This is a genomic window from Dyadobacter pollutisoli (genome assembly GCF_026625565.1).
In the GTDB taxonomy this organism is placed as follows: Bacteria; Bacteroidota; Bacteroidia; order Cytophagales; family Spirosomataceae; genus Dyadobacter; species Dyadobacter pollutisoli.
The window spans coordinates 5,788,689-5,804,523 of record NZ_CP112998.1 but is presented as its reverse complement, the minus strand read 5'-3'; the positions used below and the strand labels follow the sequence as shown (position 1 = coordinate 5,804,523).

At 47.2% G+C, this 15,835-nt stretch carries 16 protein-coding genes; 15 read left to right on the top strand and 1 reads right to left on the bottom strand.

The genetic code is table 11. The features are described 5' to 3' along the window. Positions 1-20: 20 nt before the first annotated feature. The 10 genes from ON006_RS23830 to ON006_RS23785 all read left to right on the top strand — a co-directional run bounded on the left by ON006_RS23830 (position 21) and on the right by ON006_RS23785 (position 8,112). Positions 21-320 (top strand): PAAR domain-containing contractile injection system baseplate protein, encoded by a 300-nt coding sequence (locus ON006_RS23830; RefSeq protein ID WP_244822524.1) that lies wholly within the window; start codon positions 21-23, stop codon positions 318-320. A 45-nt stretch (positions 321-365) separates the two neighbouring features. Continuing rightward, positions 366-815, top strand: coding sequence for a hypothetical protein (locus tag ON006_RS23825; protein ID WP_244822523.1), 450 nt, complete (start codon positions 366-368; stop codon positions 813-815). Between the two features lie 187 nt (positions 816-1,002). Further along, positions 1,003-2,379, top strand: coding sequence for a DUF5458 family protein (locus ON006_RS23820; protein ID WP_244822522.1), 1,377 nt, complete (start codon positions 1,003-1,005; stop codon positions 2,377-2,379). Positions 2,380-2,557: 178 nt separating this feature from the next. Beyond that, positions 2,558-2,965 (top strand): type VI secretion system tube protein TssD, encoded by a 408-nt coding sequence (gene tssD / locus ON006_RS23815; RefSeq protein WP_244822521.1) that lies wholly within the window; start codon positions 2,558-2,560, stop codon positions 2,963-2,965. Between the two features lie 3 nt (positions 2,966-2,968). Continuing rightward, the gene (gene tssD, locus ON006_RS23810; protein WP_244822520.1) at positions 2,969-3,469 is read left to right on the top strand and encodes a type VI secretion system tube protein TssD; all 501 of its coding nucleotides are present in this window, start codon (positions 2,969-2,971) and stop codon (positions 3,467-3,469) included. After that, positions 3,470-5,311, top strand: coding sequence for a type VI secretion system Vgr family protein (locus ON006_RS23805; RefSeq protein ID WP_244822519.1), 1,842 nt, complete (start codon positions 3,470-3,472; stop codon positions 5,309-5,311). A 44-nt stretch (positions 5,312-5,355) separates the two neighbouring features. Continuing rightward, positions 5,356-5,772 carry a type VI secretion system tube protein TssD gene (gene tssD / locus ON006_RS23800; RefSeq protein WP_244822518.1) on the top strand — a complete coding sequence of 139 codons (417 nt, stop codon included), beginning with the start codon at positions 5,356-5,358 and terminating at the stop codon, positions 5,770-5,772. Positions 5,773-5,874: 102 nt separating this feature from the next. Beyond that, positions 5,875-6,426 carry a T6SS effector amidase Tae4 family protein gene (locus ON006_RS23795; protein WP_244822517.1) on the top strand — a complete coding sequence of 184 codons (552 nt, stop codon included), beginning with the start codon at positions 5,875-5,877 and terminating at the stop codon, positions 6,424-6,426. Positions 6,427-6,468: 42 nt separating this feature from the next. After that, positions 6,469-7,359: a hypothetical protein gene (locus ON006_RS23790; protein ID WP_244822516.1), complete on the top strand. Its 891-nt coding sequence runs from the start codon at positions 6,469-6,471 to the stop codon at positions 7,357-7,359. Positions 7,360-7,392: 33 nt separating this feature from the next. Beyond that, the gene (locus ON006_RS23785) at positions 7,393-8,112 is read left to right on the top strand and encodes a hypothetical protein (protein ID WP_244822515.1); all 720 of its coding nucleotides are present in this window, start codon (positions 7,393-7,395) and stop codon (positions 8,110-8,112) included. A 19-nt stretch (positions 8,113-8,131) separates the two neighbouring features. On the opposite strand, the gene ON006_RS23780 is transcribed toward ON006_RS23785, so the two are convergent. Next, positions 8,132-8,899, bottom strand: coding sequence for a TssN family type VI secretion system protein (locus ON006_RS23780; RefSeq protein ID WP_244822514.1), 768 nt, complete (start codon positions 8,897-8,899; stop codon positions 8,132-8,134). A gap of 80 nt (positions 8,900-8,979) precedes the next feature. Here ON006_RS23780 and ON006_RS23775 point away from each other — a divergent pair, with 80 nt between their 5' ends. The 5 genes from ON006_RS23775 (at position 8,980) to secDF (ending at position 15,797) form a co-directional block, all read left to right on the top strand. Continuing rightward, the gene (locus tag ON006_RS23775; RefSeq protein ID WP_244822513.1) at positions 8,980-9,408 is read left to right on the top strand and encodes a GPW/gp25 family protein; all 429 of its coding nucleotides are present in this window, start codon (positions 8,980-8,982) and stop codon (positions 9,406-9,408) included. 30 nt (positions 9,409-9,438) lie between these two features. Then, positions 9,439-11,226, top strand: a complete 1,788-nt coding sequence (locus ON006_RS23770; protein ID WP_244822512.1) for a hypothetical protein — start codon at positions 9,439-9,441, stop codon at positions 11,224-11,226. A 7-nt stretch (positions 11,227-11,233) separates the two neighbouring features. Then, a complete protein-coding gene (locus ON006_RS23765) occupies positions 11,234-12,139 on the top strand; it encodes a type VI secretion system baseplate subunit TssG (RefSeq protein WP_244822511.1) in 906 nt (301 codons plus the stop codon). 184 nt (positions 12,140-12,323) lie between these two features. Next, complete coding sequence (locus ON006_RS23760) at positions 12,324-12,716, top strand: hypothetical protein (RefSeq protein ID WP_244822510.1); 393 nt, start codon at positions 12,324-12,326, stop codon at positions 12,714-12,716. A 108-nt stretch (positions 12,717-12,824) separates the two neighbouring features. Beyond that, positions 12,825-15,797, top strand: a complete 2,973-nt coding sequence (gene secDF / locus ON006_RS23755) for a protein translocase subunit SecDF (RefSeq protein ID WP_244822509.1) — start codon at positions 12,825-12,827, stop codon at positions 15,795-15,797. The last annotated feature ends 38 nt before the right edge of the window (positions 15,798-15,835 follow it).

Sequence of the window (15,835 nt, the reverse complement as noted above, 5' to 3'; positions counted from 1 at the left end):
CGAAAGCCGACTGCCGAAAAATGGGACAACCAGCCGCGCGAGTAGGAGACATGCACGTATGCCCGATGGCGACGCCGGGCACGCCACCAATCCCCCATGTGGGCGGACCTGTACTACCTCCGGGAACGCCTACCGTGCTCATAGGCGGGCAACCGGCTGCGGGCGCGGGCGATATGTGTGTATGTGTGGGGCCGCCTGACGTCATTGCAATGGGCTCGACAACGGTACTGATCGGAGGAAAACCGGCAGCGAGAATGGGCGATACTACCGCGCATGGCGGCACCATTGTATTAGGATGCCCCACGGTTTTGATCGGCTGATAGCAAATAGTAACCAACAACATTAATTCTTAACCATATACAACTATGTTCAATTACGGAATAGGCGGAAATGAGCGCAAGATTGACCAGTCCAGCGAGGGGATAGCAGATATCCCGCAGAACAGGACGCTATTCGCCACTACACTAACCGGCGAACCGTCGCCGCGGCCCGAAATGGTTTATGACCTGAAAACGACCGAAGAGGTTTTTGCGCATTATCAACCGGAAGCAGAGGTAGAGTTTATCACGTCCGACGGCAGTTTTATCAATGAAAACCTGCGGTTTAAAAATCTCGGGGATTTTGGCAAGAAGGGCGTTATCGCCCAGAGTGCTTTTTTGCAGGATCTGGATGCAAGAAATGAGGCTTACCAGCAGGTAGTGAGGCATTTGAAAGTAAACAAAATACTGAAAGCCGCATTGGAAAAACCGGAAGCAAAAGCCGCACTACTAGGCGTTTTTCAAACCTTGATCAACGAGCTGGAGGAGGCGGGCTGAATCCAATGACCGAATGAGTGAATGGGCTTTCCATTTGAGATTTGTTCGAATCCTAGTAATTGGTCATTCATTCATAGTACCAGGCAACCGCCCTCTCATTCAGGTTACATTCACTCATTCAAAATTCAGTCATTCAGTCATTCACTAATTCACTAATTCAATCATTCACTCATTCAAAATTATTATCATGGCAAACGAAGCAAAATTAAATGAAGAGGTGTCTCCGGCTCAGGGCGCGTTGAAAGAACGCACTGCGGTCCCATTGGAGGCGGGCCTTCCTCTTCTTGCCAAATATGGAAGTTACGACTTGGTGGAAACCATTATTGAAGGTGCCGCCAACATTAACCCCGAGAAAAAAGCTAGGAAGAAAATATTCCTCACCGAGGCCGATAAAAAGAAAGAGCGCCAACAACTCAAAAAACGCCTTGAACTCTGGTCCGAGCTGCTGAGTAGCGCTGATTCTGTTCCTGAAATGATTGAAATCGGTCAAAAACAGGCAGATACGGCATTTGCGTCTTTGAAAGAAAATCTGGGAAAAGCCATGGAGCAGCTGCGTCCGCTGGAACAGTCATACCGGTCGGTTGCCATGTTTTTCAAAAATACAGAGCAGGAAAAGGTGAAAAATGTGACGTTCCTGAATGCTACGCCTGATCAGTTGCAGGACCTGGATGTTACTACATTCATTGATGCGGTGGGTGAAGAGCTGGCTGCGAAATTTGACCGGCTGGACCTTCGTGAAAACTATTCGATCCTGAATGTCCCGGGTTACCTCGGTTCCGGCAAAGTAGTGGATAAATGGGCGAAAATGGCTCATAAAAATAAAGCAATGCTGCTCACCGATTTTATGCATCTGGATGCTCCTGAGGATGTTATGGAGCTTTTTGAATCGGCTAATCTCACGGGCGGCGCGGCGCATTTGAGCAATGTGATGATGACCTGTAACTGGCTGGTAGGTAGGGCAAAGCATGACGATCTCGGCGAGGAAGAGGATCTGTACATTCCGCCTTCTACCGCATTGGCCGGTAATGTTTACAAAACGCTCATGTCGCAGGTCGCCGCCGGTAAAAAACACGGAACGCTCAGCGAAGTAGACGGGGTACGTTTTCCATTGAAAAAATCAGAGATCGCGGATCTTGAAAAAATGGGGCTGATCCCGATGGTGAACGAGTACAGCAAAGTGATGGCGTTTTCGGCCAAGACATTGTTCAATGGCGACAATGTAGGTTTGCAAACCTATTCTGTCGTGCGGGTTTTTGACTATATCACCAAAGTGCTCATTGATTTTCTGAACAGAAGGGCATTTGAAAATTTCGATTACAACACGAAGAATGACCTGAAAAAACAGATCATCAAGTTCCTTGACAGCGTCACCGGCCCTGGCAAACTCATTGAAAAATTCAGTGTCATGCGGTTTGAACAGGATAAAAACCAAAAAGACAAGGTATATCTCGACATTCACATGGTACCCTATTTCCCCGCCAAAAACTTCATGATCGCACTCACCGGGCAGAAAGGGGACGATCTGGATGCGGCAGAATGGGCGGCTGAGTATGCGCAACAGTGAGTCAATGAGTGAATGAGTCAATGAGTGAATGAGTGAATGAGTGAATGAGTGAAAGAGTCAAATTCAATCATCGTCACGGCGAGCCCGTTCAAAATTATATCCACTCACTTTCTGAGTAATTCAATCATTAAAAACATTCAGTCATTCACTCATTCACTCATTCAAAATTAAAAAGACGATGTCCTTCGCAAGCACACTGAAAATCGACGGCGAACATGAATATAGCGTCATGTTCATGCGGTTTGAGTTGCATCAAACGGTGGACGACGCTATGTCCATTACCTCACCCATTCAATGGTCGTATTTGTACATGGAGCTGGAAATGGTACTGGATGATTTTCTGATCGAATGGGCGAACAAGCCGTCTCAAAAATACGATCTGACTGTGGAGCAGTTTGGTGAAAATGGTTCTTTCAAGACATTGAGTTTCAAGGAAGCGGTCTGCATTGAATTCGTTGAAATGTTCGACGACGGTCAGGACGATCTGGACAAGGCGCTGGCGAACAGGTTGCAGAACTTCATCACCTGCCTCACGATCACGGCATCGAGTGTGGAGATTAATGAGGCCAAACTGGAAAATTTTTAAGCGATGGCTGATCAGTATGCTACAATCGGTGTGGAGGCGCACTTTACGCTGGACGGCAAAGAGTTTCTTGTTAAAAAGGTCTCATATGGCTGTAACCGTAATGCCGATGAGCGGGGAAGTCCTACCGACGCGCCGAAAGTGAGATTGATCAGGCTGACAATCACGCCGACTCAAAATGATGACTTCGCGCTGCTGTATGACTGGGCATTCAAAAACGACAGGAAACTGAGCGGACAGATCGAATTCAAGTACGATAACGATTCGCAGGTGTTACGGAAAATGGAGTTTGAAGACGCCTATTGCGTGGGTTTCAGGGAGTCGTTTCTTTCCAAACAGTCCACCATGAGAGGTCACAAACTCGCGCATGTACCCGACGCGAAGGCATATCTCCCGCAGCACCGGGGGAAGGATTATTTCCTGAGGGACAGCAGCATTGCGCTGGTTTACGAACTGGTACTATTACCGCAGAAAGTCAAAATAGGATCGGTTGAGATCACAAGCTAAATGGCACGACAGGTTAATACTTCCATTGAAATTGAGGGCGGAACGCAGATAACGCGGCATCTTGGCCTGGTGATCGAGCAGGATCTTTTTGCACATCATTGGTTTGAGCTATTGGTTCCGTTTGATCAGTTGGAAGATGAAGGCGAGCACTTTTTCAACAGGTCTCACCGGGCGGTAATGGGTAAGAAAATTACATTCTCTTTCAGTCCGAGGCTGGGCCAGGAGTCATTTGATTTTACATTTCAGGGCATTGTGACGGAGATACGGCTCCGCAGCCTGAGTGATATGAGCAGCGCTTTTGTACTGAAAGGATACAGCCCGACCATTGTTTTGGAAGATTCTGTACAGCGACGGTCGTTTTTGAGAGGGACGGTGCAGGACATTTTCAACACGGTGTTACAGCCTTATCCACAAAATCTGCTGAGAAAGCAGCTCAATCCTGAAAATGGGGGCCGGGCAGTGCCATTTACCCAATACAATGAGAGTAATTACAAGTTTCTAAGCCGGGTAGCGGACCGCTGCTGTGAATGGTTTTATTACAATGGCCGCGAGCTGGTACTGGGACACGGCAATGATTCGCAGGAAGTAGATTTTCTGGTCGACGGCCTGCAAAATTTCGACGTCGCATTGACACTGCATCCATCGGTTTTTAGTTTGACGGGATATAATTATACGGTTCCCGAAGCTTACACGGGCGATTCGGCGCAGCAGAATGTAGACGGACTTACCTCATTAAGTGAGTTTGCATTGGAACAATCGGACACACTTTTTGCTCAAAGTTCATTGCTGCCATCGCCCGAGATCATTGGTGACCAGAGCGAGATCGATGAGCTGACGAAAATGGAACGCTCCGCAAGGGTTACCTCCATGGTCGATTTCAGAGGTACGGGCGAAACGCCTACGATCAGCGTCGGGACGGTGCTGGTGGTAAAGGGACAGCGGCTCAACGAGCGTGGCGAGCAGTATGAGGAGAATTTTGGAAAATACCGGGTCGTTCACATTCGACACGAGATCAATACTGCGGGAAGTTATCAAAATTCGTTTAATGCGGTACCCGAGTCGGCGCAACACCCACCCAATAATCCTCATGTCAAAAATCCATTGGGCGAAACCGAGCAGGCCGAAGTGATCGCTAATGACGACGATGCGAGTTTGGGACGGGTACGGGTGAAGTTTTTTTGGAACCAGTCGCGGCAGCAGGACCAGGAATCAATATGGATGCGGGTGGGGACATTCCATAACTCACAGGGCAGGGGAGCCAATTTTGTGCCGGAAATAGGGGCAATGGTAATGATAGGCTACGAGGGCAACCTGGCCGAAAACCCATTTGTGATGACGAGCCTGTATCCCAAGCCGGAAGAGGACATTCTATACACCAATGACGAAAACGACGTCAAAGTAATTGCCACGAGGTCGGGAAATATGCTGGTCTTTATTGACAAAGACGGCGATGCGCAAATACAGATCAGCAACCGGAATAAGACGGACACTAATTTGAAATTTAGCTTCAAGGACGATGGATTGATTGAAATGGAAGTGGAAAACGGGTTGATCCATCTCACATCAAAGGATGTCAATATTGAGGCGTCCAATAACATTACCATGAAAGCCAGTTCCAGTTTCGAGGTGCAGGCGGGAAGCATCAGCATAAAGGCCGATCAGGACATTAAGATCGAAAGCGGGACATCAACCGACGTCAAGGCCGGTACCGAACTCAATGCGGAAGGTACTGCCAGCGCCACTGTCAAAGGAGCGCAGGTTACAATTGAAGGAGACGCCACGGCCGAACTGAAAGCCAGCGGGCCGACGACTATCAAAGGGGCACTAATCATGTTAAACTAAATATATCCATAATCTATTCTTTTCACTTTTAAACACTTACAACTATGCCAGCTTCAAGTTTTGACGCGTACTTTACCTGGGACGGAGGTCCCTCAGGAGACGGGATTGCCGTCATTTCATGCAACTATTCTTTGTCACAATCCATAGACGATAAGGGCCGCGTTTCTTCAAAAGTATACGGCGGGACTGTTTTCATTCAGGTAGACTCATCCAGCGCTTCCGATAGCCAGGGGCTTTGGGAATGGATGGTAGACCCGGACGGAAAGAAAGCATCGGCCAAAATAACGTTCAAGAATGTGGATGAAGAGCAAACACAAAAGGAACTGGAACTCACCGACGTTTACTGCGTGCAGTACAGCGAAAGCTTTATTGAAACAGGATCAATGCCGATGACGACCAGCCTGACATTGTCTGCCAGGGAGGTTAAGCTGTTCGGCACACCACATACCAACCGCTGGTAGGGCGGCTGTCGGCCATCGGCTTTCGGCCATCGGACTTTGGTGGCCGGCCGACTGCCGATTGCTGACAGCTTTTTTAGCTATTTATCATCAACTTTTAACGCCATGGTAATATGTTCGGAATATCAGGTTTTGGAACGATATCACGTGAACTTCGAAAGGATCCATGATAAGGGCGTTCTGACCGGTCAGGTAAGCAGGTTTTTTGAAACCAAAAATGCCAAGGGAGAATACATCTACGAGACCTGCTGTGCGCAGATGAGTTATGCTTTTAATAAGGCCGGGCCGATGATCCAAAATGCAGGTATCCTTCCGAACGACCGGGTTATGAAAGATAATCAGGGCATGGAATACCTGCTTAGCGTGCCCGACATGAGGCTGTATTTCACGAGAAGCTATTTCCCGCCTGAGATGTATCCTGGTATGGGAAGCGCGCGGAATCTTGCACAGAAAATTGGCGGCAGAAAAGGGGTGATTGCTTTTGGAGGAAGGCATATTGATCTGTGGAACGGGAGTAATTTTCAATACGGTGGCACCGGGATTTATTACGAGAATGTACTCTGGCTCGATACTGACAATAATAATGTGCCTCGTGTGATCTATTTCTGGGAAATTAAATCCTTTGTAACGGTGCTGGAAGAAGAGTATAATTTCTGATTCAAACGTTCAGGCCTTCAAATTTTTATAAATTATTAGCCTATGGCAGATGCAGTGGTGCATGTTTCAACTAACATGCAGTTGGCAGCGGAGTATTACCAGCGTTGCGGATTGGATGTAATGGGGCCGGCCCGGATTACGACGGGAAGTATCATTAATTTTTCTTCGCTCGAAGAACTGATCGACCATATGATAAGCCGCAATGAACTATACCAGATCATCGTGTCGCACGGGTCCAGCACGCATGGCTTGTTAACACCATTTGTGAGAGGCGGAAGCCATAATGCAACCGGGGGCATGATGCAGGACCTGGCCAAGTTGGCGCATGACTCTGTATTTTTTCTTCTCGGCAGGGCGCACTTGCCGAACGATAATGCATTGGTTAAAGACGCCGCGCTCAAAATGGGTGTAAGGGCGGAAGTAGTGGTACGCATTGCTGAAAAACTGGTGAGCCTTCGTAAAAAGAAAATGATCGTATTGATCAGGGGCTGCAACATTGGAGCTAATGAAACAATGCTGAAAGCTTATAAGCTCGCTTTTGGTTCTATGATGATCTCCGCGCCGAAATGCAGGATGTTCTTTTTGAGGATCAGGCCGCACTTGCCTGCGCGGGGACAAACGATGAGCGGCCTCTCTTCGGGCAGGGCTACTACGGCCAATACGAGAAGGAAATTTTTCCAGCAGCCCACATTGGGTAACGTTACCAGTCCGATTATTATCGACGTAAGGGATATTGACGGCCATACCAGGGTTGACAACGAATCTTTTATGAGTGACACGGGCGCGACCAATGCGTGGGCGAAGGAATTTAACAAAGAATGGAATGGTGGCTTGCCCAACAGTTTCATCTTGCCGGTGATGTGGGACAATGACGAGAGCAGCTATCATTGTCCAAATGAAATGGGTTATCGAATGAAACTGACGTTTGTTTAACGGGGCTGATTTTTACTTGTAAACCAGAAAATTATGACCTCATTTCAATATGCACGAAATATCATTGTTGCCGGGGGCAACCAGTATTTACGCAATGAAGACTATGTTGCCTACGAGCAGGGCACATTGAATGCATTGCTGGAAATCATGAAAAACAACTGGACGGGTTATGGAATTATCCTGCTGATTTCCGAAATGAGGGGTAAGGAGGTAATCATCACGCCCAATTTTAGTATGAGATGTAATGCAAGTGCGGGATTACCTTCCTGGAAAAGCCCGAACCAGATCGAAATCGTTTATTCGCCTTTGGTTTTTGGTAAAAACACCTGTTCCAGTCCGGGTTTTACGCCTGATGAGGCTTTGTTACACGAACTGATACACGCATATCGTCAGCTGCGGCATGGACTGGTCAAAGAAGCGCCCATTTTTGCTCCCAAGTTCAATTATGACAATTTTGAGGAGTTCGTCGCGATACTTCTGACTAATATCTATGCATCCGCGAAAAAGAGAACAGTGCTGCGGAAGGATCATGGCGCTACTTCGCTACCTCAGTCACTGTCGCAAAGTGATACGTTTTTTAAAAATGAAAACAATCACGCAAAGCCTATCCACGATCTGATCTGCCAGGATTACTTCCTGATACAGAACTATGTGCGGAAAGATGACGGGTTATTCAATCCGGTGAAATATTTCTTTTCGCATTCCGATGAATGTGTTGCTATGATCCCCGGTCCGCTTGTCGCCGATCCGTGATGATGAAATCGTTTCGTAATTAACCCCTTACTGCGACAATGGTTTCATTATCGACAATGTGGTTGGCCTGGAAAGTAAGATCGGGATCCATATACTGGCGACGTTTGTACCAGGGGGCTTTTTTGTAAAACAACCAGCCGTAAGGTTTGCCGCCGGCAGAGAGATATTCAATGGGGCTGGCGGGGTTACGGTCATTATAGTCATTTAGAAAAATAAAGAAGAGCTCGCCAAAGAGCATGGCATTAGGAGCCTTGGCCCGGAAGTTCGTAAAATCACTTTCGTTGGCCTTTTTGGTAAACTCAAATTGAATGACAAGAACTCGGGAAAGATCGAGCAAATCCATATCAGGTAATGGCTGACCGACCGGATAGTACCATCTTTTATATTCTTTAAGTGGTATTTCGAGATAATTCTGATAAACCCTGGCCACAAAAATCGGGAATAGAAACCCAACCAGCGCAGTAGCCATACCCACACCCTTGGTCAGTTCCTGGACGAGTTTGTGATAAAGGAATATAACCAGCAGCGCAGTAAGCATGCTGATCAGCAATGTAAAACCAATGGCTTTGGCGGACCGGTTAGTGAACAGGGTATCAAACCATTGAGATATTAGATAAACATGAAGGATACCTAAAATGAGGAAGCTGCTCATGGCCATCGGGTAGGCGTCGCGGTAGTCGCTGATCCAAAAACCGAGTGATCCGACGACCGACAGCACTGCTATTAATACAATTGCATAAAGTACCTGAAGACGTTGAAGAGGGGTTTTTAGGAAGGGAATGTTCATGTAGCGCTATCTGACTGTTAATACCCGACAAAAATAAGATACACTTTCATTAATACAACCACAATTTATTAAACACGGGGATGGAAGATCAAAACTATGCATTACCGCTCTCGCTCGACCGGATCGTGGCTGGACTTTCACACCCCAAATGTGCTGACAGAGAGGCGATCCATCAGCATTTGTATCTTTTAATGGTCACCCATTTTGACGAGAACCGGTTTGACAGCGGCTATGGATGCGCACTGTGGGAACATGATTTTTCTGTATTGTCGCAGATCAAATGGAAGGACCTGATCCGCGAGTCGCTGGAAGAGGCCATTGTACGCTACGAACCCAGGCTGGGAAATCCCAAAATCCGTGTGGAGGTAGAAGAATTTGAGGTACTCACGAAGACCAATAACTACGTTCGAAAACGGGTTGGAATAGAGGTGAAAGCCACGATCAGGCGTACCAATGAGCCATTCGTTTTCTTCGAACGCATCTTTATTTCACCATTGTCCATTGAGTAAGTAATGACAAAGTACCACACTTGACCAACTATGAACCCAACCGTACATTACACGAAAGAAACAATCTCCCGCAGGCTGCTGAAACGCTCGGCGGAGCTGTGGGGCTATGATGAATCGCAGCTGGACCATTTCGATCCGCTGGTGAGGTTATTGGTAGAAGCCTGTTCTGTTGAATTTGAAAAGGTAGGGCAGGAGATTCAGCAAACTGAGCTGCGTTTAATGACGCGTTTGGCAGAGATATTATCACCCGAAACTCACAATAACCCCAAACCCGCGAGTGCGGTCGCACAGGCTCGCTCACTGGAACCCATGGCGTGGATCGAGCCGGAAAATCAACTGGTTTGCAAGCGTACCAATGCAAGAAAGGGAGAGTCCGCGGAAATTTTTTTTTCATCGGCAGGAAGATACCCGGTAGTGAATGCAGCAGTGGTTCAGTTTGCAATGCCGTCGGCTTTATATATCATTGAAAAAGGAGTGAAAACGCTGGTAGCCAATACCAGGCCGCAGCCGGGAAGTGCGCAAAACATGTGGATCGGAATGGAAGTAGACCCGGGGATTACTTCCTGGAATGGCTTCCGCTTCTATTTTGACTGGATCAATGACGCCGGGCAGTTTGGTTACCGGGCATTTTTGCCTGCTACCGTTTGGGAAGGAAACCGGAAGGGGCTGGATTTTAAAATTGGTATTCAGGAAGAGAATCTCGACGATTCGGTGCTGATTTACAATGATAGTTTTGCAAGCATAACGAGTATGGATTTTTGGGAAAAAGGGAAGCTGACGACATTAGCCTACCCGCCGGAATTCGAAAATCTGTTCGATAGCCGCACCCTGCAAATGATGAAACGTCCACTTGTCTGGATTAAAGTTAAATGGCCTGCCGCTTTTCCCGCATCAGGATTTGAAAATATGACCGTTGCACTCAACGCTTTTCCGGTACTGAACAAGCAGCTTCACAAGCTAACATACCGCTTGCAATCTGGACTGAATGGTGTCGCATTGCCTTCCGGGGATGCTTTTCTGGGGGTACAAGGTGTGATTAACCAAAAAAACCAACCCTATGCGCCGACGGAAAAAAATCTATATTCGGAAGAAGAAACCTCTGCGCGGATATACACGCTCCGGCAACAGGGAATCGGTCGGTTCGATCAGCGGAATGCAAAGTCGGTGCTGTACCAGTTAATGGAATTGTTGCGGGACGAGGTGACAGCATTCAATGCGATCGGAGAGGATTTTCTGGCCTCGATACTCCGCGAAATTGCCCAGAATATGGCCAGGGTTGAACAGAAACTGGGGGTTAAAAAAGCCAGTGAAACCACTGCGCAGCCTTTTCTGGTGATTAAAGGCGAGAAAAATCCGGACGTACTTTTCATTTCGTACTGGACCACTGTTTCGGAGGCTGCAAACGGCCTGCCGGCTGGTTCGAGATTACAACCCTACTCGGCCTCTGCTATCAATGGTGCTGACGTTGCCTTGCTGACAAAGTCACTGGGCGGAAAGGCGAAACCTGACGAGATGGAATATGTAGAACAGCTGAGGAAAAACATTATTACCCGCAACAGGCTGGTCACATTGGAAGACATCAAGGCATTTTGTGCGGCGGAATTGGGCGCGCGTCTCCGGCGTGTGCAGGTGAAGCCACATTTTGTACAAAGCAATATGCCAGGGCAAGGCTTCGTGCGCTGCCTGCAGGTAGGGCTCACGCCGGCAGCGGGCGCGGGTAATGATGCGGACTGGCTGCGTGAATGTGAACTTCTTCAATTGAAAATTGGAAAACTGTCAACAGGAATGTATCCGGTCCAGGTTGTTACATTGAACTAAATAAAACATGATAACCGAACAAAAAGCCGATCTCACCGCCGAATTCATAGCCTGCTCCTGGCTGGAAGACGGTCTCTTGTCCGACCAGATTCTGTTTCGGTCACTTGGCGCATTCAAGCGGCGTAGTCACCGGGATGTGGAAACGGTGGAGGAGCGGGAGTTGGGGAATTTCAAAGGTCAGGTGATTGAGTCGAACCGGAGCGGGATATATGATTATCTGCCGGAGCAGCTTTTCCATTTGCCTTCTTCCAATTCCATTAATACATTAAAAAAGAAGGTGGATGAGATCAGGATGCAGCGTGAGAAAGAGCAAAAGTCGAGGTTGTTCTTTTTGCCTCTGGAACAGGAATTTTTCCTGAACCGGGTCAGCTTGGCCCAGCTCGAACAGCGTGCCTGCGAGCTGGATCCTGATTCGGAGCTGCTTAATGAGCTGAAAGCTTTCTGGCAGGCACCTGATTCGATCCCTAAAAAGACCTTTGTCAGATTACTGCCTGTATTACCATTGATTTCTGAAAACAGGGGAAACATGGAAATGGCCAGTGAAATATTATCGACAGTACTTCATTTGCCGGTCCGGATCAATGAAGTATTTGGCACTAAATATTTTTTGAGTTCGAATGCTAGGCTAACCGGCGCGCGGCTCGGAATGGACACGATGTTTGGCGGTGAACTGGACACCTATATGGCTGCACTTGCCGTCACGGTGGAGTTACCGGACGAGGTGGCGCTGGAAGAATGCATTCATAATGCAGACTTTGATACATTGCTGAATTGGCTTTTGGGCTGGTTTATCCCGGTGGAATGCGATTATTCCACGGAGTTGAAACTGCATCCGGGTGCTTCCGTATTTCGCCTGGCTGCGGCGGACGAGATTTCAAGCAGGCTCGGTTATTCCGAGCTGGCAGCTGGCTAGGTAGCATTCAATTTCGTGAATTGTTCATTTAAGGCATGAATGCATTTCAAGCCTGATTTTTAAATAAAAAAGTATTATTCAAAATAATATCAGAATAGTCACAAAGCATTGTTCGAAAAAATAGTTTGCGATTGTAATTTTTTAAAACAAAATTTGCGGTTTAATTGAAACCCCAATTCTCTAAGTGAAAACCGCAAGAGTTATCAACCAGACTATCAGCTTAATGTTAGCCATCATGCTTTTGATGGTAGCAGGAGCAAGGTCATGGTCTGACCACGCGGACCACGGAAAGTACAGCTCCAAGGCGAAGGAGATCAACAAAGATCTTTCCAAAAAGGCAGCCGCTTCCAGATCAAATGATGCAGAACAGGCGAAAGTGAGCACGCTCTCGCTGGACGCGGTGATCACACCGGCCATTTCATTTGATTTCTCTCATTACTTCTACTTTTTACCGCAGCCTGTCTGGTATTTTACTGCCAGTAAGCTGGTTGTTCACGTCGCATACAAGGAATCGTCTTTCCTTTTTTCCTATTTCCACAGAATTTTCGGACGGTTTATAGTCACCAACGCCCCGTAATGTAGCCTGTACGGCAACCTTATGTTGGAACTTCATATGTCCTGAATTCAGGACAGTTCCTCAGTATTTTACATTCAGAGTATCATTTAATTTTTTACAGTTAAAGAAATGACCAATAAAAATGGAATAATAGGGCTAACCATTGTGATTGCCCTTATTAGTGTCTATTACCTTTCCTTCACTTTTGTTTCCAGAAACATCAAAAGTAAGGCGGTAACCTACGCTACCGATGCAAATGGTGACGTAGATATGACTAAAAAGCAACGCTATATCGATTCGTTGTGGCGTGAGGATGTGTATCTGGGACATACATTGCAAGAGGTAATGGAGCGTGAATTGAACCTGGGTCTTGACCTTCAGGGCGGTATGCACGTAGTATTGGAGGTAGCTCCTGCAGACATTTTAAGAGGCATGGCTGGCGGAAACGCACGTAGCGTAGCATTTCAGAATGCATTGAAAAAAGCTGCCGAGGACAAAGCCGCAAGCAATAGCGGCTTTATCAACCGTTTTGTTTCTGCCTATAAAGAAGCAGCGCCAAACACAACCCTGGCGTCGGTGTTTGCTACCAGCGCAAACCGTGGCAAAATAAGCGGTAACTCATCGGATGGTGACGTTATCAAAATGCTTAACACGGAAATGGATGGCTCTATCGACCGTGCATTCCAGATCACACAGGCCCGTATTGATAAATTTGGGGTAACCAACCCTAGCATTCAGCGTCTGCCTGGCCAAAACCGCATATTGGTGGAGCTTCCTGGTGTTGATAACCCAGAGCGTGTGCGTCGTTTGCTTTCTGGTGCTGCTAAACTGGAATTTTCGGAAGTATATCTGACCAACGAACTGGCTGCGGGATTGGATGGATTGGGTAAATACCTGACCAAACAAGCTGAAATCGAGAAAGCAGCTTCAAAACCTGCTGCAACTGTTGCTACTACCGACACTACCAAGAAACCAGCTGCGGGCGGATTGGCTGCTCAGCTGGAGCAAAAAGGTGATACTACAAAAACAGATTCAGCTTCAATCGCTGCTCAAAGTGCAGCTTTGACAAGTCTGTTTGTACCAATGCCACAAGGTCTTGGCGTATACCTGAAAGACACAGCGCGTGCAAGCGAGATCTTGCGCCGCCCGGAAGTACGGTCACTTTTCCCTGCTGACCTGGTGTTTATGTGGGACCGCAAAGGAACCGAAGCCGGAAATAACCAACTGATCCTGCCATTATATTTTATCAAAAAAGTGAATGGTGAAGCAGCAATGGAAGGTGACGTTATCGTGAATGCAAACCACGACTATGATGACCGCGGCCGTCCGGAAGTAACGATGCAAATGAATGGCGAAGGTGCCCGCAAATGGCGTTCACTCACGGCTCGCAGCATTGGCCGTCCCGTAGCGATCATCATTGACAACCTTGTTTACACTGCGCCAACCGTGCAGGGCGAAATTCCCAACGGTAACTCTAGCATCACCGGTAACTTTACCGTGGAAGAGACGAAAGATATGGCCAACGTGTTGAAAGCGGGTAAGTTACCAGCTCCAACGCACATCGTTGAGGAAGCTGTAGTAGGATCTTCCTTGGGTGCTGAGGCTATCCAGGATGGTATCTGGTCATCGGCAGTAGGTTTGCTGATCGTTTTGGTTTTCATGTTTGCTTATTATAGCAAAGCAGGATGGATCGCAGATATCGCGTTGCTGATCAATTTGTTTTTCCTGTTGGGGGTTATGGCATCATTGGGAGCGGTTCTTACGCTTTCCGGTATTGCCGGTATCGTTCTTTCCATTGGTATGGCGGTGGATGCCAACGTACTAATCTATGAAAGTATCAAAGTAGAGCTGGAAACGGGAAAAGCTTTCGCTCAATCGGTCCGGGATGGTTTTAAAAATTCCCTGACGGCCATCATTGACTCCAACGTGACGACTTTATTGACCGGTATTATTCTGTATACATTCGGAACAGGTCTGGTTTTGGGTTTTGCAACCACACTGGTATTGGGTCTTTTGACTTCTCTCTTCAGTGCGATCTTCATTACACGTCTTTTGTTGGAGCAACAGATCAAAAAGGGTAAGACATTCAATTTCTATTCTGGATTGAGTAAAAACTGGTTTAAAGACAACCACTTCGATTTCGTTTCTCAACGCCGCCGTTTCTATATCATCTCTTCGATCATCATCGTGATCGGGATAGGCTCGTTTATTTTCAAAGGCTTTGGTCTGGGTATTGATTTCAAAGGGGGACGTTCTTATGTAATCCGCTTTGAAAATTCTGTGGATGCTGATCAGCTTCGTACCAATATGGACGAGGTGCTTGGTTCAACTACCGAGGTGAAAACATTCGGTGGTCAGGATCAGGTGAAGATCACAACTGCATATCTGATAGAGGAAACAACCCCTGAGGCAGATCAGAAAGCGGAAGCGAAGGTTATGGAAGCGGTTAAAAAAATCGCTGGTAACCCTGCTAAAATTGTAAGTTCTAACAAGGTAGGGCCTACGATGGCGAAAGATACTTTGTGGTCGGCAGTATATGCGATCCTGCTAGCATTGGGAGCCAATTTTATTTATATCCTGATTCGTTTCAAAAGAGTGGCATTCAGTTATGGTGCGGTTGTTTCACTAGGCCATGACGTCATCATTATTCTTGCGATTTTCTCGTTGTTTAATGGCTGGCTTCCATGGTCGCTTGACATTGACCAGGCATTCATTGGTGCAATCCTGACCATGATCGGATATTCGATGAATGATACCGTTGTAATTTATGACCGTATCCGCGACTATCTTGCAGACGATAAGGCACGCGGCCAAAACCTGTCTACGGTTATCAACAATGCATTGAACAGTACTTTGAGCCGTACTGCGGTAACCGGTATCTCAGTTATTCTGGTACTGGTCGTCTTGATGGTCTTTGGTGGCGCGGTGATCCGCGGATTTACATTCTGTATGTTGCTGGGTGTAATCGTCGGAACGTATTCTTCCCTGTTCGTAGCGGCACCGATTGTGGTTGACCTTCTGCAACGTCAGAAAAAGAATGAGCCGTTGGCTGTGGCGGACGCGGCAGTACCAGCGGCAGCGACTAAGAAAGCAAAAGCATAATTTTGAAGAACAAAAAAGGGGTTAGTTTTATACTTTCC